Origin of the sequence: Corynebacterium sp. KPL2825 (assembly GCF_037908445.1) — a bacterium.
GTDB lineage: Bacteria > Actinomycetota > Actinomycetes > Mycobacteriales > Mycobacteriaceae > Corynebacterium > Corynebacterium kefirresidentii.
In genome coordinates this window covers 14,994-39,796 of the sequence record NZ_JBBMGI010000013.1, presented here as the reverse complement: position 1 = coordinate 39,796, position 24,803 = coordinate 14,994, and the positions used below count along the sequence as shown (strand labels likewise).

24 protein-coding genes are annotated in these 24,803 nt (G+C 58.2%); 17 read left to right on the top strand and 7 right to left on the bottom strand.

Annotation, left to right across the window (positions count from 1 at the left end):
• Positions 1–78: 78 nt before the first annotated feature.
• The 4 genes from WMQ00_RS10295 to WMQ00_RS10280 form a co-directional block, all read right to left on the bottom strand.
• Positions 79–657 carry an LURP-one-related/scramblase family protein gene (locus tag WMQ00_RS10295; RefSeq protein ID WP_259824826.1) on the bottom strand — a complete coding sequence of 193 codons (579 nt, stop codon included), beginning with the start codon at positions 655–657 and terminating at the stop codon, positions 79–81.
• Between the two features lie 28 nt (positions 658–685).
• Positions 686–1,882, bottom strand: coding sequence for an HNH endonuclease signature motif containing protein (locus tag WMQ00_RS10290; protein WP_284798820.1), 1,197 nt, complete (start codon positions 1,880–1,882; stop codon positions 686–688).
• A gap of 95 nt (positions 1,883–1,977) precedes the next feature.
• Positions 1,978–2,778 carry a PrsW family intramembrane metalloprotease gene (locus WMQ00_RS10285; protein ID WP_284798818.1) on the bottom strand — a complete coding sequence of 267 codons (801 nt, stop codon included), beginning with the start codon at positions 2,776–2,778 and terminating at the stop codon, positions 1,978–1,980.
• On the bottom strand, positions 2,775–3,209 hold the full coding sequence (locus WMQ00_RS10280) for a hypothetical protein (protein WP_284798817.1): 435 nt from the start codon (positions 3,207–3,209) through the stop codon (positions 2,775–2,777). The genes WMQ00_RS10285 and WMQ00_RS10280 overlap by 4 nt, the downstream gene beginning before the upstream one ends.
• A 118-nt stretch (positions 3,210–3,327) precedes the next feature.
• On the opposite strand from WMQ00_RS10280, the gene WMQ00_RS10275 reads away from it, so the two are divergent.
• Genes WMQ00_RS10275 through WMQ00_RS10265 form a run of 3 tightly spaced genes read left to right on the top strand, consistent with a single transcriptional unit; the run spans position 3,328 to position 4,812 of the window.
• The gene (locus tag WMQ00_RS10275; RefSeq protein WP_284798814.1) at positions 3,328–3,690 is read left to right on the top strand and encodes a heme transporter; all 363 of its coding nucleotides are present in this window, start codon (positions 3,328–3,330) and stop codon (positions 3,688–3,690) included.
• Positions 3,690–4,529, top strand: a complete 840-nt coding sequence (locus WMQ00_RS10270; RefSeq protein WP_284798812.1) for a hypothetical protein — start codon at positions 3,690–3,692, stop codon at positions 4,527–4,529. Before WMQ00_RS10275 ends, WMQ00_RS10270 begins: the two co-directional genes overlap by 1 nt.
• A complete protein-coding gene (locus WMQ00_RS10265; protein WP_284798811.1) occupies positions 4,507–4,812 on the top strand; it encodes a CHY zinc finger protein in 306 nt (101 codons plus the stop codon). The genes WMQ00_RS10270 and WMQ00_RS10265 overlap by 23 nt, the downstream gene beginning before the upstream one ends.
• Here WMQ00_RS10265 and WMQ00_RS10260 read toward each other — a convergent pair.
• Both WMQ00_RS10260 and WMQ00_RS10255 read right to left on the bottom strand, forming a co-directional pair.
• Positions 4,809–5,369 carry a hypothetical protein gene (locus WMQ00_RS10260; RefSeq protein WP_248099333.1) on the bottom strand — a complete coding sequence of 187 codons (561 nt, stop codon included), beginning with the start codon at positions 5,367–5,369 and terminating at the stop codon, positions 4,809–4,811. The two genes, WMQ00_RS10265 and WMQ00_RS10260, sit on opposite strands and share 4 nt — an antisense overlap.
• Before the next feature lie 22 nt (positions 5,370–5,391).
• Positions 5,392–6,702, bottom strand: a complete 1,311-nt coding sequence (locus tag WMQ00_RS10255; protein WP_200288430.1) for a M20/M25/M40 family metallo-hydrolase — start codon at positions 6,700–6,702, stop codon at positions 5,392–5,394.
• A gap of 77 nt (positions 6,703–6,779) precedes the next feature.
• Here WMQ00_RS10255 and bioB point away from each other — a divergent pair, with 77 nt between their 5' ends.
• From bioB to WMQ00_RS10240, 3 genes are read left to right on the top strand one after another with little or no spacing between them, the layout of a single operon-like run.
• Positions 6,780–7,760, top strand: a complete 981-nt coding sequence (gene bioB / locus WMQ00_RS10250; protein ID WP_316330971.1) for a biotin synthase BioB — start codon at positions 6,780–6,782, stop codon at positions 7,758–7,760.
• Positions 7,760–8,032: a biotin synthase auxiliary protein BsaP gene (bsaP, locus tag WMQ00_RS10245; protein ID WP_086589013.1), complete on the top strand. Its 273-nt coding sequence runs from the start codon at positions 7,760–7,762 to the stop codon at positions 8,030–8,032. Before bioB ends, bsaP begins: the two co-directional genes overlap by 1 nt.
• Positions 8,033–8,042: 10 nt before the next feature.
• Entirely contained in the window at positions 8,043–8,966 is a 924-nt protein-coding gene (locus tag WMQ00_RS10240) for a Sir2 family NAD-dependent protein deacetylase (protein ID WP_200288428.1), read from the top strand.
• Here WMQ00_RS10240 and WMQ00_RS10235 read toward each other — a convergent pair whose 3' ends face one another.
• Complete coding sequence (locus WMQ00_RS10235; RefSeq protein WP_200288427.1) at positions 8,967–9,956, bottom strand: lipase family alpha/beta hydrolase; 990 nt, start codon at positions 9,954–9,956, stop codon at positions 8,967–8,969.
• 535 nt (positions 9,957–10,491) lie between these two features.
• Here WMQ00_RS10235 and kdpF point away from each other — a divergent pair.
• The 11 genes from kdpF to WMQ00_RS10180 all read left to right on the top strand — a co-directional run bounded on the left by kdpF (position 10,492) and on the right by WMQ00_RS10180 (position 24,786).
• On the top strand, positions 10,492–10,587 hold the full coding sequence (gene kdpF, locus WMQ00_RS10230) for a K(+)-transporting ATPase subunit F (protein ID WP_005328272.1): 96 nt from the start codon (positions 10,492–10,494) through the stop codon (positions 10,585–10,587).
• Complete coding sequence (gene kdpA / locus WMQ00_RS10225; RefSeq protein WP_239206731.1) at positions 10,584–12,299, top strand: potassium-transporting ATPase subunit KdpA; 1,716 nt, start codon at positions 10,584–10,586, stop codon at positions 12,297–12,299. Before kdpF ends, kdpA begins: the two co-directional genes overlap by 4 nt.
• The gene (gene kdpB, locus WMQ00_RS10220; protein ID WP_234288140.1) at positions 12,296–14,359 is read left to right on the top strand and encodes a potassium-transporting ATPase subunit KdpB; all 2,064 of its coding nucleotides are present in this window, start codon (positions 12,296–12,298) and stop codon (positions 14,357–14,359) included. Before kdpA ends, kdpB begins: the two co-directional genes overlap by 4 nt.
• Before the next feature lie 17 nt (positions 14,360–14,376).
• Positions 14,377–14,928, top strand: a complete 552-nt coding sequence (locus tag WMQ00_RS10215) for a potassium-transporting ATPase subunit C (RefSeq protein ID WP_259824816.1) — start codon at positions 14,377–14,379, stop codon at positions 14,926–14,928.
• Positions 14,929–14,940: 12 nt separating this feature from the next.
• On the top strand, positions 14,941–17,535 hold the full coding sequence (locus tag WMQ00_RS10210) for an ATP-binding protein (protein ID WP_316330972.1): 2,595 nt from the start codon (positions 14,941–14,943) through the stop codon (positions 17,533–17,535).
• Positions 17,528–18,241, top strand: a complete 714-nt coding sequence (locus tag WMQ00_RS10205; protein WP_200288998.1) for a response regulator — start codon at positions 17,528–17,530, stop codon at positions 18,239–18,241. The genes WMQ00_RS10210 and WMQ00_RS10205 overlap by 8 nt, the downstream gene beginning before the upstream one ends.
• Before the next feature lie 884 nt (positions 18,242–19,125).
• Positions 19,126–20,274, top strand: a complete 1,149-nt coding sequence (locus WMQ00_RS10200; RefSeq protein WP_023020287.1) for an MFS transporter — start codon at positions 19,126–19,128, stop codon at positions 20,272–20,274.
• Positions 20,275–20,507: 233 nt separating this feature from the next.
• A complete protein-coding gene (gene amn / locus WMQ00_RS10195; RefSeq protein ID WP_340441007.1) occupies positions 20,508–21,911 on the top strand; it encodes an AMP nucleosidase in 1,404 nt (467 codons plus the stop codon).
• A gap of 73 nt (positions 21,912–21,984) precedes the next feature.
• Complete coding sequence (locus WMQ00_RS10190) at positions 21,985–22,497, top strand: phosphoribosyltransferase (RefSeq protein WP_005326355.1); 513 nt, start codon at positions 21,985–21,987, stop codon at positions 22,495–22,497.
• A gap of 21 nt (positions 22,498–22,518) precedes the next feature.
• Positions 22,519–24,000 carry a SulP family inorganic anion transporter gene (locus WMQ00_RS10185; RefSeq protein WP_023020289.1) on the top strand — a complete coding sequence of 494 codons (1,482 nt, stop codon included), beginning with the start codon at positions 22,519–22,521 and terminating at the stop codon, positions 23,998–24,000.
• A gap of 285 nt (positions 24,001–24,285) precedes the next feature.
• Complete coding sequence (locus WMQ00_RS10180) at positions 24,286–24,786, top strand: ferritin (protein ID WP_023020290.1); 501 nt, start codon at positions 24,286–24,288, stop codon at positions 24,784–24,786.
• Positions 24,787–24,803: the final 17 nt, after the last annotated feature.

The following is a 24,803-nucleotide window of genomic DNA, read 5'->3' as shown; positions in this document are numbered from 1 at the left end:
CGCAGCGGCCATCAGGGAATGAGAAACTGAGTCTTCGCTGCTCTCCGCCCAACTTTGCAACAACACCTTTTTATTTTCCTAGTCGCTATTCTTTTCCTTAGTGCGCAGCATATCCATGCTCATCACGGCGCCGATGATGGCAGCATGTTGTTGCTCGTTGAGACCTGGGGTGATGGCTAGGCAGTAGGTATTTTTACCCATGAAGTAGTTGCCTACGCCGGTCCACTCGTTGGTGACGTTGGCAAGCTGGCGGCCGTGGGAGGTGATGGAGAGATTCCAGTCCCAGAAATCGCCGCGAATTTCGACGTCAGGAAAGCCCTTCATGGTCAGCTCCAGCTTTGTTTTGAGCATGGAGAAACGCTTGGTAATGACAGCCATGGGCTGTTCGATTCCCGGCAAGTGCACCTCGTAGGTATCCCGCAGAAAATTCGGCGGATCCGAAATCGTCATGACCGTCTGGAGGGGGTTCCCCTCGGCATCCGTGAGTGCGACCTCCAAGCTGCGAGAGGATTTAAACACCATATCTTTAAGACTGGTGGATTGCAGGATCGTGCCCACAGGGGTGCCGTCGATATCGGTGATCATGAACTGATCATTGAGGAAGGACTTGGTCTGGGTAATTACGAGCTCATCCAGTGTGAATAAATTTTGCGTCATGCCAGCCACTGTAGGGCAGCTGGTGGAATTATTCCTCCTCCCTAGGGGTGGTTTTCTGCTGGCGCATGAGTTCTTGGGCCTCTTCATATGCTCGGGCGCGGTGGGCGGTCATGGTTTGCGCAAAGGTCTGCACCCAATTCTTGTTCTTGGGTGCCAGCGGGCCGGAGGGCTCCGTAGCGGTCCAGGTTCCGTCTTCAAATAGCCAGATGATGTCGCGCGTATGTGGATCCATGACGTAGAAAGCACGACCATCGGTCTTCACATTGTGATGGTGCTGGCAGAGGCAGGCGAGGTTTGCCGGAGTGGTCGGGCCACCGTCCGCGTGGTTGATGCGGTGATCCTTCTGACAGGCCGTGGCCGGGCGATTGCAGCCGGGATAGCGGCAGGTACCGTCAAATCCTTCCAGGTATGCAGCCATGGCCGCCGGGGTGACGTAGCCCTTTACCTCCTGGTTAGGATCCATCTCTCGGATTTTGGTGTAGGGCAGCGCATTCGAGCGCGCCGGGTCGAGCCAGCCCACGGATTCAATAAAGGCCGGGGAATTGGGTACGTCGGTGGCTTTATAGGCGTTGAGGATGATTTCGGGGGCTTGGGCGCGGCCGGTGAGGAGTGCAACGGCGGCGTCGGCAAGCGAGCAATCTAGCTCCAGCGCGGTCTGCCGGATGCACTTATCGACGCTCGCGATAACCGCCGGGTCCGCGCTCAAAGTCACCGCTGAGGTGTTATCGCCCCAGTTCTCCATGGTGTAGCGCGGTTGGGTGGGGCCCTGGGTGACGGCCAATGTGTCATCGGCGAGGTTGATGAGCTCGTTGAGTTTGCGCTTGATCTGTGCCTGTGTACGCATGGTCTGGTTCGGCCGGGTAGGGGTGAGGTAGGCGGTGAGCTGCTCATCGATGCGGGCGACTACCTCTGGAGTCGGGTTGCCCAAACGGTTGAGGGACTTGTTGATGGCAATAATCCGGTCGAGGTCTAAGTGATAGAGGCGGTGCTGCAGCGCCTGGAGCTTGGGAAGCTCCTCCAAGCGGTGCAGTGCCATGAGGATATGGCCAATCCGGCCTTCATTGACGCCGGTGGTGCGGTAGAGGGAGTTGGTGACTAATTCGAAATCAGAATCGAGTTCTGGGACTTGGTTCACCCAGAACTCGTATTCCGCCTTTCGCATCTCAAAGGCTAAGCGTGTGGTGGGGTCGGTGGCGTTGGTCGTGGAAAAGTAGGGTTCTTCCATGGCGCATCGTACCTAAATTATCGTGTGAACTTGTGTACGATTCACACCTTATAACACCCCTCGGACACGAGCCCCTTCCTTCGTATTTACACAGCTCAAGAGCTATATTCTGGATCCTTAGTGGGTAGAGTAGTTTCGCTTCTTTGTGCCGCATATTTCTTCTCTTGCTTGCGTATGAAACGCAGGCCCCAGATAATCAGTGTCCACGTAATGAGAGCGGTAAGGAAAAAGGTCACCGGCCAATCACCCGTAATGATCAGCGAGGCATTGAACAGGGTATGCAGGGCGATAGCGGCCAGCCAGAATCCGGCCACCTGCCAGTATCCGTGGCGTGCCCCCGCGTAGAGCTTGCCGACGCCCCACGCCGCAACCCCCGTATACAGTGCATGGCTAAAGGCACCAGTGAGGATTCGCCCGGTACCGGTAATAATGGCGCCCCAGAGATCGCCATCCAGGTTAGTGATGGTCGCGCTCAGGATGAATGGAATATTTTCCATGACATCAAAGCCAAGGCCTACCGCCATTCCGATCGCGGCGGCTTGGTAGGGATGCCGCACGTTCTTAAAGGCTGCAACAATAATGACAACGCCGAGGAGCTTGATGGTTTCTTCCGGAAGCGGCGAGTATAAGGCTGCGTCTAGGTGGGTGATCCCCAGCTTGTTTGAGATCCCCACCATTTGGTTGTTGAGGCTAAACACCACCGGCTGGGCGAGTGCACCCCATAGGATGCCCTGCCACATCGGCCGCGGCTTAAACCACCAGAATCCCAGTCCAAGCGTCAGGCCAGCGCAGATGAGCGCACCGATGAGCCCAACCTCGGTAAACCGGCGATCGGCCAAGAAGAAGCCGGCGACTACAAGGCCGAAAGCGATAGATAGCCAGTACAGATTCTTCATGCCTTTTCTACCTCCTGGGCAAGTTCTGCAGCGCGCGGTCCGCGCAGGGAGAGGAACGTGGTGGGGCCATCGCCCTCGATGCTGATGGCTACGAGGTCGCCATCGCTAAGCGTGCGCTTATCCCCGTCGTGGTCGATTTCTCCTTCCGGCATGGCCGTACCTTCACCCATTGCTCGGAGGTAGCGCCGGGTGGCTTGGTCTTTGTCCTGTACGCCGACTTCTTTAGCGCGGATCTGGGTGCCGTCACAGTCCCAGCGTGGTTCACTGCTGGTGGAGCCATCTTCTTCCGTGCAGGATAATCCGGGGATGCGGGCCTGGCCGGCCTGCACCTCAGAGGTGGGGTTGTCATACATGTCTGGTATGAGCGCATTGGTGCCGTAGATGGCACCAAATATCACGCCCGCCGCGAGGATGAGTGGTGTGCTTTTCATGTACTCAACGCTAGGTACGCACTGCTCAGCGCGGTATCCTCCGCCGGGAGGATTAAGCCGGCCATAGGGAGGATTTCTCCCCCATAAGCTTTGTTAAGTCCTGTGATAGGTTGGGTGCGTGTTTGAGGAACTAGAAGAAGCGGAAACGAAAGACGAGCCCAGCCGCGTCTGGTGGCAATGGTGGGCGCCCATCGCCATGGTCGCGGTCTTCGTTGGCCTGCCGCCCGCTGTCTACCACCTTGTTCCCGGCCTTGCCCTGCTCATCCTCATGGCCGTGCTGACGGTGATCATTGCTCTTGCCGACGGCGCCACTTTCCGCGCCTCCTGGACCATCTTCAGTGTGGCAGGGCTGGCCTATTTTGCCGCCATGTCCCTGTATTTCAATGAGGGAACGTGGATATATCTCCCAGTGTTTGTTTTCCTGGCATGGGCCGCGAGCAAGCTGGGTGCCGTGGTGGGCTCCAAGGCGGGGAAGAGCTAATGGAGACGTGGCGCCTAGAGCACCCCGAGGTGGGCACCATTGAGGTGCAGCGCGGATACGATGCCGAGTTCGCTGAGCTAGGTGAGTGGCCTAAGAAAGCGAAGGACTTCACCCCGGTTCCAGGCGATGCCACCCTGCCGGAACGCCTCCGGCTCTGGCGGAAGAATCCGAGCCCACGCCTGCAGATTGTGGTGAACGGTCAGGTACGCAGCCGCCACGATCGGCCCCGTGCGGGCCGGTATTCGCTTAAGAAGAAGATTGAAAAAGACCTCACCCTTTTTGAGAACTCCGCCTCGCGCAGCAAACCTTATCTGGATATCCAAGCCTCTCCCTTTGGCGAGCTTCTAGACGTCTACTACCGCAATGGCGAGGAGGCAGTTGCCCTCGATCCACCGGCCGGCTCACTGGGAGAAAAGCGCCGCAAGGCCATGGAGGAAAGCTCCTTTAAGCGGGTGTTGTATCCGCTCCTGGGCGGCTTGGGAAAGTCCGGCTGGGCCATTGGTGTGATCGTGCTTGGTCCGATCATTAGCCGCATTTTGTCCCGATTGTTGCCGGATTGGGAGCTGCCGGATATCGACTTGCCGGATATCGCGCTCCCAGTGCCGGAGTTGCCGCAGATTGAGCTGCCCGTGCCAAATATCGACCTTAATATTGACATAGACCTGCCCGATTGGCTCGTATTCTTGATGGACTACAGCAAGGTGTGGGTGCCGATCATCATTGCCATCGTGGTGGGCATTCAGGCAGTGCGCAATGCCAAGAAGTCTGAAGAAAAGAAGCAGCAGTGGCAACAGGGTGGCGCGTATGCTGACGGCCATGAAGATTCACGGCGCGATTGATGCGGAAGGTCGGTGCAGGCATTGGCATTCCCCGCTGGATGTGGTGGCCAATAAGTGCGCTACCTGCGAGAAGTATTTTGCCTGCGCGCTGTGCCACGCCGAGCTTACTGACCATGAGTTTGGGCCCATGCTTGCCGACGCCCCCTCAGTCCTCTGCGGCGCCTGCCGCACCGAGATGAACTACCACGCTTATTCCGCCGTGCCTGCGTGTCCCCACTGCGGGCATAAATTTAATCCCGGCTGCAGCGCGCATGCCGGGATCTATTTTCAGCTAGACCGCTAGAAAGAAGACAGCTGCTGTAGCTGCTGGATTTGCGGAATCTGTGGCAGCTGGAACTGGGATACAGCGTTCTGGGCAATCTTGGCCGCGTCCGGGATGCGGAAGGTCTGGCCCAAGAACGGGACGTCGACAGTCGGCTGGCCAGGGATGGTGCCCAGCTCGATGACCTTGGCGTTCTTGGCTGGCGCTGGGGACGGAGCCGGAGCCGGCTTTGGTGCGGGAGCATTGCCGCGCTGGCCGCCAGTGTTGACCGGCTTGCCCTGGCCAGTAGTGCCGTTTAGGCCGCAGCGGGCAATAGCCTCGTCCATGCGGCCGATGGCGTCGCGAACCTCGTTGCCGCGTGGGTGCACGGTGGCAACGGCGAGGGCCTGGGACTTCTTCTGGTTGTAGTCAGCGGAGTTGGTCCAGTACTGCTTCGCCTGGGAGCAGGAAATCTGGCCGGCAGGCATCTTGGCTAGGAGGTTGTCAACGGCGTCGGCATGGGCAGCGGCAGGGGCGGCGAGGGTTACGGTCAGGGCGGTAGCTGCAGATAGCAGCGCGGACTTACGTGCAAAGCTCATGCCAGACATCTTGCCACACTTGTTAAGCCTGTGACAGGCCTAGGAAGCGATTGACCAGGCTGCGGTAAGCGCGCACAGTGAGCTCGAGGTCCTCCAAGTAGAGGTGCTCGTCGTGGCTGTGCAGCTGCGAATTGGCGCTAGCCATATCGCGGCCCTCGGCGTGCATGGCAAAGCCATAGGCGTTGCCACCCTTGCGCCGAGCAAAGCGCAGATCCGAGCCGCCGGTGGCGTGAACTGGGACGACGTCCTTATCGGGGAAGAATTCCTTGGAGGTGGACTCAATGGCGCGCCACAGCTCGGTATCGGTGGAGGATTGCGTGGCATCTTCAGTAATGAGGTGTTCGATTTCTACCTCATCGGCCATGTCTCCAAGCGCGCTGCGCAGGAAGTCATCTAGATCCTCTTGGGTCTGGCCGGGGAAGGGGCGCACATCCATTTCCAGGTAGGCATGTGAAGGCAGCACGTTAATGGCGCCGCCGGCGCGCAGGACGGTCTCGGCGATGGTGGTATGGCTAAAGGCATGCGCGTAGGCGGCGAGGTTGCCGAACTTGGAGTAGTCACCGGTGCCGTCGATAAGCTCCTGCTCGGTCTGGGGGTCAAATTTGAAGGTGCGCACGAAGCCCTCCCAGATCTCATTGGAAGCCGTGGGCGGCTCAGCGGCGGCGATGCGGCGGGCCACCTCACCGATCTTTACGATGGCAAAGTCCTTGCCATAAGGGGTGGAGCCATGGCCGGCATCGCCATGTACGTGCAGGCGGCGCTGGCCGGCGCCCTTTTCACCCACGTTGAAACCCACCGCGCCGGGCAGGTGGCTGCCGCCGGTTTCAGATAAGCAGTTCTTCCAGGAAAAGGCATCGGGGTGGTTTTCGGACATAAAGCGCACGCCGAGACCGCCGCGGGCCTCTTCATCGGCCATGCCGACGAAGGCAAGGGTGCCGCCCGTATTGCCGGTGCGGGCGACCTCGCGCGTGACGGCGGCCATGGTGGCGGTAATAAATAGCATGTCTACGGAACCGCGGCCGTAGAGCTTGCCGTCCTCGATGAGCGCCTCGAAGGGAGGCTTGGTCCATTTAGGTTCGTCGACGGGGACGACGTCTGTATGCCCCATGAGGGTGAGCGGTTCTTTGTCCGGATCGCCGGGGACGGTCACGACGATGGAAACGCGGCCTGGGTGGGACTCGAAGCGCTCAATCTGCACGTCTTCGCCCGCGAAGAATTTTTCTAAACTATCCGCATTGCGTACCTCGTGACCGGAGTCCGGCGTGAGGTCGTTTACGCAGGCATTGCGGATAAGTTCTTGGAGGAGGGAGAGGGTGTCATCATAAAGCGTCATGCTATCGAGCCTAACGCTGGGAAAAATTTTATGTGATTTTAACCAAAGCTGAACGCTGTTCAAGTATGGTTCACACTATGAGCATTATTGACATCGCCCGCGAAAAAGCACTGGAGCAAGGCAAAGGCCTCAACCAGGAAGAACTGCTGCAAGTACTACAGGTTCCGGATTCCCAATTGGAGGAAATCGCCGATATCGCCCACCAGACCCGCCTGAAGTGGTGTGGTCCAGACGTATCGGTGGAAGGCATTATCTCCATTAAAACTGGCGGCTGCCCAGAAGATTGCCACTTCTGTTCTCAGTCCGGCCTCTTCGAGTCCCCAGTGCGCGCCGTGCGCCTCAACATCCCGGAGTTGGTGGAGGCAGCGCAGAAGACCGCCAAGACCGGTGCTACTGAGTTCTGCATCGTCGCTGCGGTGAAGTCCCCGGATGATCGCTTGCTGGACCAGGTAGGCGAGGCGATTGCAGCGATTAATGACGCCGTCGATATCGAGATTTCCTGCTCCCTGGGCACCCTGACCCGCGAGCAGGCGCAGCGCCTAAAGGACATGGGCGCGCAGCGTTATAACCACAACCTGGAGACGTCCCGTTCCTTCTTCCCCAATGTGGTCACCACCCACACCTGGGAGGAACGCAAGCAGACCCTTGACTATGTGCGCGAGGTAGGCATGGAGGTCTGCTGCGGCGGCATCATCGGCATGGGCGAGTCCTTGGAACAGCGCGCCGAGTTCGCCGCGCAGCTGGCAGAAATTGATCCCTGCGAGGTGCCGATGAACTTCCTGGATCCGCGCCCGGGCACCCCATTTGCGGATCGCCCGCTGGTTCCGCTGGGTGAAGGCCTGCGCGCCGTGGCGGCATTCCGCTTGGCTATGCCGTATACCACCTTGCGCTTTGCTGGCGGCCGCGAGCTTTCGCTTGGCGACGACGGCACGGAGCGCGGCCTGCTCGGTGGCATCAACGCCATCATTGCGGGCAACTACCTGACCACCCTGGGCCAGCAGATTGAAAAGGATGTGGACATGTTGAACCGCATCGATCTGCCGATTAAGGCCCTGTAGTGGCTGGTTTATCCGAGCCGACTTCCGAATTGGCCGCTGCCGTTCTGGCTGGGGAGGAGCCGATTTTCCATCCGAATACCGGCAAGCCGATTGAGGAGGTCTTTACGCTGCACCCTGCAGCCGCAGCTGGCCTCGATGTGCCGCGCTATTGCCAAATTTGTGGCCGGCGCATGGTGGCCCAGGTGCGCCCCGATGGCTGGCATACCAAGTGCTCGCGCCACGGGGAGCTGGATTCGGAGTGGCTATACGTAGAGCACTTGCCCGAAAGCTAGCATCGGGAGAATGGATCCAGCCGTCTCCCTTGCCCACCAGTCCGCGCTGCGCTCGATCGCCCGAGTGGTAGAGGAATCGGCGCCGCATACGGAGCCGGGGAGGGCTTTAGGGGACGTCGTCAAGCAGCTGCGCGAGGGCCCAGTGATGGTGCTAACGGGGGCCGGGGTTTCTACGGACTCAGGGGTGCCAGATTATCGGGGGCCGCGTGGCTCGCTGAGTAGGCACCGTCCGATGACCTATCAAGAATTTCGCCACGACCCGGCCGCGAGCCATAGGTATTGGGCCCGCAGTTTTGTGGGGTGGCGAGTCATGGATGCTGCGGCGCCGAATCGTACGCATTATGCGCTGGTGGAACTGGAGCGCGCCGGGCTGATTAATGGCGTGGTTACTCAGAATGTGGACGGCCTGCATAAACAGGCCGGGACCGCGAACTTGGTGGCGCTGCATGGCGATATGGAAACCGTCGTGTGTCTGATGTGCGGATATCGGGAGGCGCGGACGCATTTCGATGCGCGCTTGGCCGCAGCCAATCCGGGGTACTTGGAGCGCCTAGTGGTGGAGGCGGACCAAGTGAATCCGGATGGTGACGTGACCCTGGATGAGGCCGCCGTGGCAGCGTTTCGCATGGCCGGATGCGAGAGCTGTGGATCGGAATTATTGAAACCAGACGTCGTCTACTTTGGCGAGCCCGTGCCGGCTGAGCGCCGCGATGCCGCCTTTGCCGTGTTGGGACAGGCGCGCTCGCTGCTGGTGGCTGGGTCCTCTCTTGCGGTGATGAGTGGGTATCGCTTTGTGCTGGAGGCAAAGAAGCAGGGCAAGCGCGTAGCCGTCATCAATGGCGGCCCCGGCCGGGGTGATCAGAAGGTGGATACGCTGTGGCGCACGCAGGTGGGCCCAGCCTTTGACGCGGTCCTTGATGAGCTGGAGCTCTAACTAGCGGGGGATAGTCTCTACTAATTCCAAGATGGTGCGCACGATGGCATGGACGCGCTTATCCATGGGCATATCCTCGTGCATGACCACTGCTCGGCGGTCGAAGTCTTGGACATAAATATTTCGCACGGTGCCCTCTGCGACGCCGCGGGGATCAAGGAAGCAGGTTTCGGGTGGGACCACGACGGCATCAGACCGTGTGGCAATGCAGGTATAGCTCACGCCAGATTCCAAGTCGCCATCGCGATTGGCCTCGCGTAGCGCTTCGCTGCCGACAATTTGGTCCATTCCCGCCGGCCCAAACCAGCCATCGATGACGGAGCGCATTACCGCCTCTTGGCGCGGGGTGCGAATGAGGCGGCTGACGATACCGCCGTAGGTAGTTCCGTGGTTTGGCGCGCTGATGCACATCAGGTGGAGGACATGCTCGGCGCCGCCAATCATGCGCATCCAATAGCGGGCGAGGAGCCCGCCCTGCGAGTGGCCGATGAGGATGACCTTGTTCGCGCCGGTGACCATGCGCACGGTGCGGATATAGGCATCGAGTTGCTCGGCGGATTCTGCAAGGGGTTGGGTGGCGCGGCGGCCGTAGTCAGGGGCGAAGACCGCCCAGCCGTCTTGGCGCAGCTCATTGCCGAGGATTTGCCATACGCCCTTGGTATCGCAGGTGCCGTGGATGAGGATGACCGGCCAGGGGCGTTGTGCGGTAGGACGTGCGCCCCAGTCATCTTCGAAGATCCCACGTGGCTTCATGCGTGCGCCTAGCGGGAGGGTGGCGGCCGCATCGGCGTCGAGGGCGGTATCGCCGGGGCTGGTTTTGACCTTTTGCGCTTTGATGAGGTCCGCAATCTCGGCCGCGACCTCCTCGCGCAGTGCCGTGGCTTCGGCAGGGGAGGCGACACCGCGACGCGGGGAATCGGTCAATTCCTTCTCGCTGGCACGCCAGAATTTGCGGAGTTGTTCGGAAATAGTGGATTTCAACTCAGCCATGGTTCCGGATTGTACTCGTTATTGCAGGTTAACTGTGTTTTTGTCAGGAGTTAAGAAATTTATGGGCAAACCCTTGACCATCCTACGAAAGGTTTATAAACTTAGGCTTGCCTAATCACGGGCGGTGCTTGCAGGAGGGTGCGCTCCATTCCCTCCTTGGGTACCGAGAGATTAGTCATGGGGAGAAGGCCCGCCGATGCGCTGTCGGCGGGCCTTCGTTGTGGATAAAGGGCGGTTCCCGGCCTGAAGAAAAGGTGGCGCAAAAGGGGTGTAAAGGAAATATAAAAATTGCGAGCGGGAGGCGTAAAGATAGCGCAAAGATTGCCTAGGGCAGCGGAGGTGTGGTCCTAACGTTTGTGCGTAGCAGGTGCTGCCTTGGTACCGGCACCTGGCAGGCATACCTGTCAGGCACAGGAAAGTTTCACTCGCACAAGGGAGTTTCCCACATGTTAGACATCGTGGCAATCCTGATAGCCATCCTGACGGTTGGCTGTCCCTCCGTCCTCAACGAGCTTCTGGACGGTGATGCATAACCATGAACACCATTACAGCGGTCATTGGCCTCGTCATTGTTGTGGCGTTGGTGACCTACCTCATCATTTCCTTAGTTGATCCGGAGCGTTTCGCATGATCGCCGGCGTTGGGGCGGTGTTACCGCAGTTCCTCGCCCTCGTCGTCTTGCTCGCGGCGGCATATGTTCCTTTGGGCAACTGGATCGCACGCAGCTACACCTCTGACAAGGACTGGGCGATAGAGCGTGCGGTGTATAAGGTCCTGCGCGTTGACCCAAACCGCGGGCATAACAGCAAGAATTACAGCCGTGCATTGCTTGGTTTCAGCTTGGCATCCGTACTCGTTCTTTACGCGGTGCAGCGCCTACAAACCGTTTTGCCTAGCTTTGGCAATTCCCGCTCCGCAGCGGTGGAACCGTGGATGGCGTTCAATACGGCGGCGTCATTCGTGTCCAATACCAACTGGCAGTCCTATTCGGGCGAAGAAACCCTGAGCAATGGTGCGCAGATGCTTGGCCTGACCGTCCAGAACTTTGCCTCCGCGGCTGTCGGCATGTGTGTGGCGGTTGCGCTCATTCGCGGTATCGGTCACTTGGGATATGGTCGTGACAAGCTGGGCTCTGAGAGCGGACAGCACCTCATCGGAAATTTCTGGGTTGACCTCACCCGCGGTTTGGTGCGCATTCTTTTGCCGCTTTCTCTATTGATTTCCTTCGTCCTCATCTTGGGCGGAACCATGCAAACCTTCGGGTCCAACCTGGTGAGCTCCGCGGGCGTGGATATTCCGCGCGCTCCGGTAGCTAGCCAGGAGGCAATTAAATTGCTGGGAACCAATGGTGGTGGCATCTTCGGCGCCAACTCGGCGCACCCTTTTGAGAACCCCACTGGTTTTACCAACCTCGTGGAAATCTTTTCTTTGCTGGTTATCTCTTTCTGCTTTATCCGTGCCTATGGGGTAATGCTGAAATCGCAAAAACATGCCTGGACCCTGCTTGGCGTCATCGGCGGCATTTGGACCGTTATGGTTGCCTTGGTGGTATGGGCACAGCACACTACCACCGGTGCGGCAGCTCAGGCTGCGGGCGGCAACTTGGAGGGCATCGAACAGCGCCTAGGTATTGACGCTTCCGCACTCTTTGCGGTGTCTACCACGGGCACTTCTACCGGTGCGGTCGATTCGATGCACGATAGCTATTCACCATTGGGTGGCGGCTTGTTGATCCTCAATATGCTCCTGGGCGAAATTGCACCAGGCGGCGTGGGCACGGGTCTCTACGGTCTGCTGATGGTAGCAATCCTCGCCGTATTTATCGGCGGCCTGCTCGTTGGGCGCACACCGGAGTTCATGGGCAATAAGGTCGGCCGCAAGGAAATCTCCGCGGTGAGCCTGTACATCCTCACCATGCCGGTCCTCGTCCTGGTAGGCGTGGGCGCATCGGTGGCTCAGCGCAAGCTGGTGGAGCTTTCGGCGACCAACTACGGCGCGCCTGGAACCCCGGATAACGCGCACGGTCTCTCCGAGGTGCTCTATGCCTTTACCTCGGCCTCGAATAATAACGGCTCGGCCTTCGCCGGCCTGACGGTAACCGAGCCCTGGTGGCAGGTCACGCTCGGAATCGCCATGCTGTTGGGCCGCTTCCTCCCCATCGTTTTCACCCTGTATTTGGCGGGCAGCTTAGCCGGTCAACGCCGGCAGGCCACTACCGCCGGCAGCTTGCCGACGTCCGGTGTGACCTTCGCGCTGCTTACCATCGGCGTCATTGTGTTGGTCGCCGCCCTTACCTTCTTCCCCGTTCTTACCTTGGGTCCCATTTCGGAGGCACTCTCATGACAACACCAACTATGACCACTGAGCAACGCACTCCTCAGCGCTCTGCCACCACAAACAGTGGGTTGGCTGCGGCAGCGTTAAAGTCGTTGCCGCACAAGATGTCCCCACTCGCCCAAGCCCGCAACCCCGTCATGTTCGTGGTGTGGGTAGGTGCCGCGCTGACTACCCTGTGGTCCATCTTTAGCCCCAGCGTTTATGGCTGGGTGGTAACCGTATGGTTGTGGTTTACCATTGCGTTCGCCGCATTTGCTGAGGCATATGCCGAAGGCCGCGGTAAAGCCCAAGCGGATAGCTTGCGCGCCGTGCGTGATGACGCCACCGCTAACCTGGTCACCGATGGTGGCATCGAGGTCATTGCCGCTTCTGAGCTCACCAAGGGCGCTATCGTGCGCGTGGAGGCCGGAGAGACGATCCCGGGCGACGGCGACGTCATTGAAGGCGCGGCAACCGTCGATGAATCTGCCATTACCGGCGAGTCTGCTCCCGTGGTTCGCGAGGCCGGCGGCGATCGCTGTGCTGTAACCGGCGGTACCGTGGTCTTGTCTGATTCCATCTTGGTACGGATCACCTCGGAGCCGGGATCGACCTTCGTCGATACGATGATTGCCTTGGTGGAGGGAGCGGAGCGCCGCAAGACCCCGAATGAGATCGCGCTGAGCATCCTCCTGTCTACCCTGACTATCCTCTTCCTCATTGCGGTTACCGCACTGGCCCCAATGGGGTTGTTTACCGGCGCGGAGCTCTCCCCGCTCTCGCTGGTGGCCCTGTTGGTCTGCCTCATCCCAACCACCATCGCTGCCCTGCTATCCGCAGTAGGAATCGCGGGAATGAACCGCCTCGTGCACCACAATGTTCTGGCTACGTCCGGACGAGCGGTGGAGGCGGCGGGAGACGTAGCGACCCTACTCATGGATAAAACCGGCACCATCACCTATGGCAACCGGCAGGCTACCGGGCTTATCGTTGCGCGCGGTGTCGATGAGCAGGAAGCTGCGGAAATAGCCCGCGTTGCTTCGGTTGCCGATGAGACCCCAGAGGGTCGCTCCATCGTGTCGTGGTTGACCGAAAACTACCACCTTTCTGCCGAAGCAGGAGAGGAAGAAAAGACCGCCGAGGTCATTCCATTTAGCGCTTCTACCCGCATGTCTGGGCTTGATCTCAAAGGCCGAAAGCTGCGTAAGGGTGCAGGCGATGCTGTGCGCCGGTGGGTAACTGAAGCAGGTGGCGACTGGCCACAAGAAATTGCAGACTCCGTGACCCAGATTGCTGAAGGCGGTGGAACCCCGCTGCCCGTTGCTGTGGAAGAATCCGACGGCACCCGCAGGGTTATTGCGGTGGTGCAGCTCAGCGACGTCGTCAAGCCGGGCATGGCGGAGCGCTTCGCCGAACTGCGCCAGATGGGCATCAAAACCATCATGGTGACCGGCGATAACCCGTTGACGGCAGCGGCCATTGCGAAAGAGGCAGGCGTAGATGATTACATCGCGGAGGCCACCCCGGAAGATAAGCTGGCCAGGATCCGCGAGGAACAGGCGCATGGCCGCATGGTCGCTATGACCGGTGACGGTACTAATGATGCACCAGCGCTGGCGCAGGCGGACGTGGGCGTGGCCATGAACACGGGTACCTCTGCAGCGAAGGAAGCCGCCAATATGGTGGACTTGGATTCTGATCCGACCAAGCTTATCGATGTCGTGCGCATTGGCAAGCAGTTGCTTATCACCCGTGGGGCGCTTACCACCTTCTCTTTGGCCAATGACTTAGCGAAGTACTTCGCCATTTTGCCGGCCCTGTTTTCTACCCAGCTTCCGCACCTTGAGCGCCTCAACGTGATGCACCTGCACTCGCCGCAATCCGCCATTGTGTCTGCAGTCGTATTCAACGCGCTCATCATCGTTGCTCTTATTCCATTGGCGCTCAAGGGCGTGGCCTATAAGCCGGCCTCTGCTTCGTCCCTGCTACGCCGTAACCTGGGCATCTGGGGCCTGGGCGGCGTTATCACCCCATTCCTAGGCATCTGGCTCATTGACCAGGTAGTCAACCTGCTTCCAGGTATATAGAAAAAGAAGGACCAAAAATGCGTGTCTATTTTCGTAACCTCGCCGCTGGATTCGTAGCCGTACTATTGTGCGTTATCGCACTGGGAATGATTTATCCCGCTGCCGTGTGGGGAATCTCCCGCATCAAGCCGGACTCCGCCGAGGGCAACCTCATTTACCAAGGTGATTGCCTAGCTGGCTCGACCCAGCTGCAAGATGGCCAGACCGAAGGCCCGTACTTCTTCCCCCGTTCCGAAGGCATGAGCAATTACGGCGCTAGTAGCTCCGAGCTAGAAAAAGCCGTGCAGGAGCGGCGCGGGGACATCGCCAAGCGTGAAGGCGCCGCTCCAGAAGATGTTCCCACCGATGCGGTAACCGGTTCCGGCTCTGGTGTCGACTCTGGCATTAGCCCTGCGTACGCTGAACTACAGGCTCCGCGTGTCGCACGAGAGCAGGGGATGAGCACCGAAGAAGTGCGAAGCCTCATCGAGGACAACACGGAGCATGCCAGCCTCGGGTTCCTGGGCCAAGACGCAGTCAACGTCACTACTCTCAACCGAGCGCTGCCCAATCCCCCGTCCTGCTCATAAGATGAGTGCTATATGAACGACAAGAAAGTTCCGGCGCGCACCAAGCGTGGCGCTTTGAAGATCTACCTCGGCGCGGCGCCTGGGTCTGGTAAGACCTGTGCAATGCTCAACGAGGCGCACGGCCTTGTGCTGGCCGGCCGCGATGTGGTCATTGGCATCGTGGAAGATCATGGGCGCGAATTCACTCGGGCGCTGTGTGATGGCCTTGAGACCATCCCGCGGCGCTACGCCGCCGGGCTATCCACCGGAGAACTCGATACTGCAGCCATCATCTCGCGCCAGCCGGAAACCGTTCTGGTCGATGAATTTGCCCATTCCAATCCGCGCGGTGAGGAACACGCTAAGCGCTGGGAGGACGTAGAGGAACTCCTAGCCGCAGGAATCGATGTGATTTCTACCCTGAACATCCAGCACATTGAAAGCCTCAATGACGTAATAAACCAGATCACCGGTATTTCCCCGCAGGAGACGGTGCCAGACGAGGTGGTGCGTGCGGCGAATGAGATCGAGTTGGTGGATGTATCCCCGCAGCTCTTGCGCACCCGCTTGAGGGATGGCCAAGTCTATAAAGAAGCGCGCATTGCCCCAGCCTTGAATAATTATTTTAGGGTGGGCAATCTGACTGCACTGCGGGAGCTAGCCCTGTTGTGGCTAGCGGACCAGGTTGATGAGGCTCTCGCATCCTACCGTTCTGAGCAAGACATTACTGATACCTGGGAAGCGCGGGAACGGGTGGTCGTGGCCATTCAGAACGTCGCGCACGCAGAACTGCTCATTCGCCGCGGGCGCCGCATCGCGTCCAAATCCTCAGCCGAGCTACATGTGGTCCACGTAATTTTTGGGGATTCCTTTTCTTCCGGTGAATCTTCTGTTGCAGGTTCCGCTCAACAACTGGCCAAATTACAATCCTTGGCTCAGGACGTGGGTGCCCGTTTGCATCAGGTCACTGGTGACTCGGTGCCAGAAGCGCTGCTTAATTTTGCCCGCAGCGTCAACGCCACCCAGTTGGTCCTGGGGGTTTCACCACGGCGTCGCTTAGGCCTGCACTGGCGCGGCACCGTTGCTGAGGCCGTGTTGCGGGATTCAGGCAAGATCGATTGTCACATTGTTAATCTTCCGTCTGATAAACCCTCGCCTCTTTCACCACTGCTGCGACCATTGCATTCCCTTCCGCGCCGGGCGGTGTCTTGGGTAGGCGCAGCTGTCGCTTTCATCGCCTTGACCGCACTGTTGCAAGGCATCGACGGCTCAGCATTGGGAACAGGCACGTGTTCTGCTTTTTACTTTGCACTGATCCTCCTCGTGAGCATGCTCGCTGGCCTGTGGCCGGCGGTAATTATTGCGTTTGCCTCGGGCTTGGCGGTCAATTGGTTCTTTACCGAGCCCCTGTACACGTTCGATATTGCTGAGCCAGCTAACGCTGTCATCCTCGTGGTCATGGTAGCTATTGCCCTGGCCGTGGGTTTACAAGTGCGGCGCACCAAAATAGAGCACCATAATGCGTCCATTGCCACGCGCGATGCTGAGCTCTTGACGGTCTTTTCCCGCGCAGCCCTCAACCGCCGTGCGGACGTATCTCCCATCGACGCAGTGCTTCGCAAGGTAGGAGAGACCTTCGGCTGCCATAAGGCCGTGCTTCTTGACGCCTCCGGGGACATACTCTCTACCTGGCACGCTTCGGCGGCCTCGCCCCGGCAAAGTAGACACCTGCATATCCCCGCTAAGACTCATAAACGTGAGGTAGAAACGTTGGTCTCCAGCGAGGACACTACGGTCCAGATTGTGATGGAAGGCCCAGCGTTATCCGCCCGCGACCGTGCTTTGGTGGCGGTTGTGGCAGGTTACTTAGCCGGCATAGTGCGCCGCGAGAAGCTTTCGGCTGAAGCCGCACGTGCCGATGCCATTGCTGCCGCTGATGAATTGCGTCGTGCACTGCTATCGAGCGTGAGCCACGATCTGCGCACGCCCCTAGCAACGGCCAAGCTGGCTGTGTCCTCTTTGCGGAATTCCGAAATCGAATTCAGCCCAGAGGATCAAGAAATACTGCTGGCGGAAACCGCAGCTAGCATCGATCAACTCACGCTGCTCGTGACCAACCTATTGGATCACTCGCGTTTGAGTGCAGGAGCGGTAACTGCACGCCGGGATACTGTGGAGTTATACGAGGTAGCCAATCGGGCTATTGCTTCCTGTGCCTTTGGACATAGCAAGGACCAACTTGGTCGCATTCATATTGGTTCTGGACTCCGTGGCAGCACCTGTTGCGCGGATAGCGTTTTGCTGGAACGCGTGCTGGCGAACCTATTCGATAACGCTTTGCGTTATGCGCCGAGCGGACCAGTCAACGTTGATGCGCAGGTTACAGATGAGCGCGTGGAGCTGAGTGTGAGCGATGAAGGGCCGGGAATTTCACCGGAAAAGCAGCAGGAGCTTTTCCAAGCTTTTCAGCGCTTGGGCGATACCAGCAATGACAACGGGGTGGGTTTAGGCCTCTCCGTCGTACGCGGATTTGTGGAGGCCATGGACGGTACTATCACCGTAGAGGCCACTCCAGGAGCGACCTTTATCCTGAGTTTCCCGCTGCGGGAGGAGAAAAGCCATTACTGATAAGAAGGCCACGATTGTCATCGTGGATGATGATCCGCGTTTGCTCACCACCTTGAGCATTAACTTCAAGGCGCGTGGATATGAGGTGTATTCAGCCAGCACCGGGGCGGAGGGTCTGCAGGTGGTCTCCCAGCATCAGCCCGATGTGGTGATTTTGGATATGGGTCTGCCGGATATGGATGGGCGGGAGGTCCTCGATGGGATTCGAGGGTGGTCAGCAATTCCCGTTCTGATTCTTACGGCCCGGTCCGATCCCCTATTTAGTGCCTCGGCCCTAGATCGCGGTGCTGATGATTATGTGACCAAACCCTTTTCTATGGAAGAGCTCTTGGCCCGCGTGCGCGTGGCTTTGCGGCATGGCAGCCCGCAGCAGCCATCTGCCCAGCGGGAAGCCACGATGGTGCGGGCGGGCGATGTGCTGATCGACGTCCCTCGACACTCCATCACCAAGGCAGGAAAGCCCCTTCACCTGACCCCTACTGAGTGGGGCGTGCTTACGACGCTGCTGCGTGCCCACGGCGGTTTGGTGCGCAAAGAAGACCTCCTCGCAGAGATTTGGGGCCCGGGATTCGAAGGGCAAAGCCACTACCTGCGCATCTATACCTCGCAGCTGCGCCGCAAACTGGAAACCGATCCCTCTGATCCCCAATATCTCCTTACTGAACCCGGGTTGGGATACCGCTTTGTTACCTCCCCAGAAGTCTAGGAGTAGCTGACGCCATTTTCTGCAGGGAACTACTCTTGCAGTGGCAATTCTGTGCAGTGGAGGGGTGCGAGTTGGTATCCATAACGCTTATGCGTCGAGGGCTTCGGTGTGCCCTGCGCATTTAACCAACTGCAAGCGCGTAAGAACTAAACATTTCAACTGGTCACCAGCGATTGTTCGTTCTCTAAATCATTTCTGGTGCTGCAGATTAGTTGCTTTTCCCTGAAGGGGTGACGGTGTCTGTCATGCTTTCCTGACCAAAGAACCTTCGAGCATATTTTTGGGTAGAAGGGTCTATTAAATCAAGCTACGTTGTACGCACCGTTAGAAGAAGGAATAGGGCTCTCTACTTTCATAAACTTGGCTCGATTTATTGTGCCAACGTTGAAGGTTATGAATTAGAGACGTCTGGGGTTGAAAGCTTGGTATCTAAAAATAGAGCTCCTCAAGACTCCGGTGTTCATTTATCGCTGTCTGGGTGGGGCTTTATCTGCGCACCTGCATTCGTGCAAGAAATCTTGCACGAATCTCTCGGGTAGCTTACTGTGGTCGATCGTTCAGGAATTCTTGCACGATTGGAGTTGTGATGAGCCCACGAAAGTATGAGCATCCGGCCACCGAGGACCTTGAATTCGTCCGTGTTCTGGCTGCGGTAAGTGATCCCATCCGGTTAGAGATGGTTAGGCGCCTGGCAGACGGTCAGGAGCACGATAGTTTGACGCTCGCTGATGACCTGCCTCGATCTACCCTGACCTACCACACTCGGCAGCTGCGTGAAGCCGGTGTGACGTGGACAAGAAGCCAGGGACGAACTTGTGTTATCTCTTTGCGCAGAGGCGATCTAGACGAACGGTTCCCTGGTTTGCTCGATATGGTGATTTCGAATGCTTAAACAGCTGTGGCCGTTAGTTTTGGGCAGTGTAGCGCTCGGATTGGACGCATATGTTATCGCTGGGCTGCTATCACAGATTGCAAACGACTTGGGTACAAGTGGCAGTGTGATCGGCTTGGGCGTTACCGCCTTTACCGGCGCGTACGCAATATCTGGTCCGCTGTTCTCGGGTAGGGCAGGCAAAGATCCGCGGAGTGGTCTGCTTGGAGCTGTTGCTGTGTTTTCTTTGGCGAATGTCGTGACTGCAGTTTCGCCTACAGTGAGCGTTTTTCTCGTGTCGCGCTTAATCGCAGGTGCAGCAGCGGGAATTTATTCGCCGCTGTCCTCAGCCGTAGCGGGGATGTCTGTCCCAGCAAAGTATCGCGGGCGCGCACTGTCAATGGTGCTGGCTGGCTTAGCGGTGGGAACTGTCGTGGGCGTACCGGTGGGATTGGGGGTAGCTAAACAGCTAGGCTGGAGGGCTACCATCGGTTTGGTCTCGGCCATTGGAATAGTGGCGTTAGCGGGTCTAGCGTTGCGCAAAGCGAGTGTGGTACCAGCTGTGCCCTCCTCCTCGTTGGGGCAGCGACTCCGAGTCATCGGCCGAGTGGATAACTTCCTGACGACCTTAGTTACTTTCTTTGTTGGAGTGGGTTCGCTGGGGTTGTACACCTATATTCCTGTAGTGCTTGATCGTGTGCAGGTAGACACCATTGCTGGCATGTGGGTCTGGGGTATCGGCGGGGCAGTGGGTGCTTTTGGGATTGGGAGGGTGCTTGACAAGGTTAATAGTTCACGCAAACTAACGGTCACTATCATTGCATTACTCGTGACTGATTTCGCTCTACTGCTGCTCTTCCCTTCGAGCCACGTGGTGGCAGTGGTGTGTCTTTTTGCTTGGGGGCTTTTGGGGTGGTCGTCAATGGCGCCACAGCAGCATTCGATGCTCAGTGCAAACCCTAATGAAGGGGCGACTGCTGTTGCTGCTAATGCATCTGCGAACTACCTTGGCTCGGCAGTCGGCTCCGCAGTGGGTGGATTACTGTTGCCCTCCTCCACGGGAATCCTGTTAGGAGCACTAGGTGCAGTCCTAGTAGGAATCGTCTGCAGTATTGGGGCCAGTGCCTCTTCTCGCTCTCATAGTGGGGGCAATGTGAATTAGGAATACTTCGGATTGATGGGACGATGCCCGAATTGACATAGTCGAGCTCTTCGTCGCATTCCCTTTGAGACCTTTGCTTTGACACTCTTAGCAGCTAAAAGGACTGATCCTAGGCCTTTGATTTTCTCGCAGTAAATCATGTCAGTATCGGTATCACTGAAGCTACCGCGGAAAAGAATAATGAAATGCGCGGACCGCTGCCGCGCTGCGAAGTCCCCGCTACACTCGCGCTTATGACCGATCTGCAGCATGTCCACTCCGTTGATGAGGCGGTAAACCGCCTGATCGAGATTTACGAGAATTCCTGCGAGCTTGCGCGCAAGACTTTGGAATCAGGAAACCTTGATGACTATCGCTACGTGGTTTATCCCAAGGTCACGGTGGATATCCGCAAATGGCAGCCCATCGATCGTTCCGAGCCCTTCGGCTACGTTAACGAGGCCGGCAAGTACTCGGCGGTAATCTCCAAGCCGTACATCATTCGGGACTACCTGCACGAGCAGCTGACTCGCCTGGCGGGTAACTATCCGTGCGATATTTTCGTCGGTCAATCGGACCAGCGCATTCCACCGGAGTACATCAAGGACACAAGGAAAGCCCCGCAGGAACGCGGGCCTATTCCGCGTCCGACGCTGGATGAGGTCAATGATGCAATCATTGATGGCGAATGGGATGCCTTCCACGGTGCGGAAAAGCCGCTTTTTCATTTTGGTGCCCAGCGCTTTGATATCGCGTGTGCGCGCATTGAGCATTACACCGGCATCGAGGTCGATACGGTGCAAAAATACATTTTGTTTACTAACTACGCGATGCACACCACCGAGTTTGTGAAATTCGGTTTGCGCGAGTTGACCAGGGAAGACTCGCGTTATACCGCCTTGGTGCTGCCCAATGGCGAGACCATTCATCCCAACGATGCGGTGGACCTCGATGTGGACGGTCTGACCTTGACGTCTCGCTTCCAAATGCCGCGCTTTGACCTGATCACTGCCGGTGGTGATGGCATCACGATGATCAATATCGGTGTAGGGCCCTCCAACGCCAAGACGATCACAGATTGCTTGGCGGTACTGCGGCCGGAAGCCTGGATCATGATTGGCCACTGCGCTGGCATGGATGGGCGCATGCGCATCGGGGATTTGATTTTGGGCAATGCCTACCAGCGCAATGACCACATCTTGGACCAAAAGGTTGCGGCGACCTCTCCCATCCCGGCGATTCCGGAGGTACAGCGCATGCTTGAGTCTGCGGTGAAGGCGGTATATGGCGACGATAATTCGCTCATGCGAACCGGTACGGTGCTCTCCACCGATGATCGCAATTGGGAGTGGCGCACTAACCGGGATTTGTGGGAGTGGCTGCGTACCTCCACCGCGGTGGCTGTCGATATGGAATCGTGCACGCTCGCGGCCAATGGCTATCGCTACCGCGTTCCCTACGGCACACTCCTTTCGGTCTCTGACCTGCCATTGCATGCGGTGCCGAAGCTGCCGGCCCAGGCGCAGGCCTTCTACTCCAACTCGAAGGAAGCTCACGTGATGTGCACGGTGCGCGCGATGGAGCATCTAGCCGAAAATCCGGAGCGCCTGCGCACTCGCAAGCTGCGCCGGACTTTGGGCGAGGTTCCATTCCGGTAGGTGCCTTTTCTTTGGCAGGCAATGCTCGTTAAACTACAAAGAAATCCCATGACGCAAAAGGAGCCACACAATCGTGACTGAAAATTGGATCCACCCGGACCGGGAAAACCTCACCTGGGAGGTCTTCGGCGAGGCGAGCCGTAACCTGTCGGAACAGATTGTGGAATCTGGTTGGTTCCCTGACCTCATCGTGGGCGTCGCCCGCGGCGGCCTCATTCCAGCCGGTGCTATCGGTTATGCCATCGGTGTGAAGGCCATGGGCGCTATCAATGTGGAGTTCTACACCGATATCGGCCAGACCCTGGAAGAGCCGATCATCTTGTCCCCGCAGCTGGACACGGATTCGCTAAAGGGCAAGAAGGTACTGGTCGTAGATGACGTCGCGGACTCCGGCAAGACCCTGGATCTGGTGGTTAATCTACTTAAGGAAACCGCAGACGAGGTGCGCTCAGCCGTCATTTACACCAAGCCGAAGACCATCTTTGAACCGGACTTTTCGTGGAAGAAGACCGATCAGTGGATCAACTTCGCCTGGTCCGTGCTGCCAGTTATCACTGCAGATGGCTCCTTTAAGGAAGGCTCCTAAAGTCCACTAGGATGAGCAGGCGTGATTAAAGAACAGCCTGCCCCAACCGGCGTCATCGCCAGTTTCCGTTATGCATTTTCCTCGCCCGCTCGTCTGCGCAAGGAAGTCTTTGGCGGACTCGCGGTGGCGCTTGCTTTGATCCCGGAGGTCTTAAGCTTTTCCATCCTTGCGGGCTTGGACCCGCGGGTGGGATTGTTTTCTTCCGTCGTCATGGCAATGTCCATTGCCTTTACCGGTGGCCGGCCGGCGATGATTTCCGCAGCGGCCGGCGCGGTGGCGCTCGTTGTCTCTCCGCTCGCGCATGAACATGGGCATGACTACGTGGTCGCCGCGGTGCTCTTGGCGGGAATCATGCAGGTGGTGCTGGCCGCGGTGGGCGTCGCCAAGCTCATGCGCTTTATCCCGCGCTCGGTGATGACGGGGTTTGTGAATGCGCTGGGAATCATGATGTTTACTACGCAGCTGCCACACCTTAGTGATGTGCCGTGGATGGTCTATGTGTTGGTGGCCATCGGCCTAGCCATCATGCTGGGGCTACCACGGCTGACCACGGTGATTCCCGCCCCGCTCGTTACCATTGTGGTGGTCAGCATCATTGCGGTCGCGGCCGGGTGGAAGGTCCCCGATGTGGCGGACCAAGGCGAGCTGCCTACCTCGCTGCCGGGGCTTTTCGTGCCGGAGATTCCGTGGAACCTGGATACCGTGCGGCTTATTGCGCCCTATGCCTTCGGTATGGCGTTGGTGGGGCTCATGGAATCGCTGCTAACGGCCAAGCTGGTGGATGACATTACGGATACCCACTCCGATAAAACGCGCGAGTCCTTTGGCCAGGGCGTGGGCAATATCCTCGCCGCGGCCATTGGCGGTATGGGCGTGTGCGCCATGATTGGCCAGACCATGATCGGCGTGAAGGCATCCCAGGCGCGCACGCGCTTGTCGACGTTTCTCGCAGGCGCCTTCCTCCTCATCCTCTGCCTTCTTCTGGGCGAGACCGTCGGCCGCATTCCGATGGCTGCCCTGGTGGCGGTGATGATCATCGTGGCCGCAACTACGGTGGATTGGCACTCGGTTCACCCGCGCACGCTTAAGCTCATGCCGCTATCAGAAACGCTGGTGATGCTGGTGACGGTCGTAGGCACGCTGGCTACGCATAACTTGGCGGTCGGTGTGGTGCTCGGCGTGGTGACCGCATCCATTGGCTTTGCTCGCCGCGTGGCGCATCTGGTGGAGGTAAAACAAGTAGGCGATGCCGAGTATACGGTGCGTGGCCAGCTGTTCTTCGCCTCCTCCAATGACTTGGTCTATGCCTTTGACTACACGCTGGACACCCAGCGCGTGGTGGTAGATATGACGGAGGCCGAGGTATGGGATGCCTCTACGGTGGCGACGCTGGATGCGGTGCAGAAGAAATACGCCGAGCGGGGCATCGAGGTAGAGTTTCGCGGCCTGGAGGGAGCTAGTGCGCAGCGCCTTAATCGCCTTAGCGGCCGCCTAGGTGACTAACATCACATTTGTGGACTGGGGTGCGGGGGCTTAAGTAGTAGGCGCCGAACTGACCTTGAGTTCGCGTTGGTGTAAATGCAAAGGATCCGCGATGACCTCGCGTTCTTAGGGGAACTTTGCCTGCGTGTGGTGGCAAGCTTTGTCTTGGCTAACTTAGGTTATCCAATCTAAAAAAGCGTAATGACGTGCAAGTTTACTTAAGTAGGCCTTGCTGGATCGCAGGGGAATCTTCGGTAGTGTGGTGTTTAGCACTTATTGATTTCCCTGCACAGAAAGGTTTTTACAATGGACGAGAAACTGCAAACCCTCCTGAACAACCAGGTCATTAGCGAGTACGGCGCTTCCATGGTCTATACCCAGTTGGCCTTCGAGATGGACAACCTCTCCTTCCCGGGCATGCGCGATTGGTTCATGGGCCAGGCCGCTGAAGAGCGCGTGCATGCCGAAAAGATTGCGGACCATTTGCTCTCCCGCGGTTATCGCGTAGAGCTCAATGACATTCCGGTTGGTTCGGTGAAGGCCGCTAACCCGCAGGATGCTTTCCAGGCTTCCCTGGAGCACGAGCAGAAGGTCTCCGAGGAAATCCGCACCATCGCTCGCGCGGCGCTGGACGCACAGGACCTGGAATCCCGCCAGCTCGTTGACTGGTTCCTGAGCGAGCAGGTGGAAGAAGAAGCTACCGTTTCTGAGATTCTGGATCAGATCAAGCTGGTAGGAAATGACGGCTCTGGCCTGCTACGCATCGATGAGCGCTTGGCTGGTCGCACCGAAGGTGGCGCTGCCTAAGCGCGCCTGGGTGAATA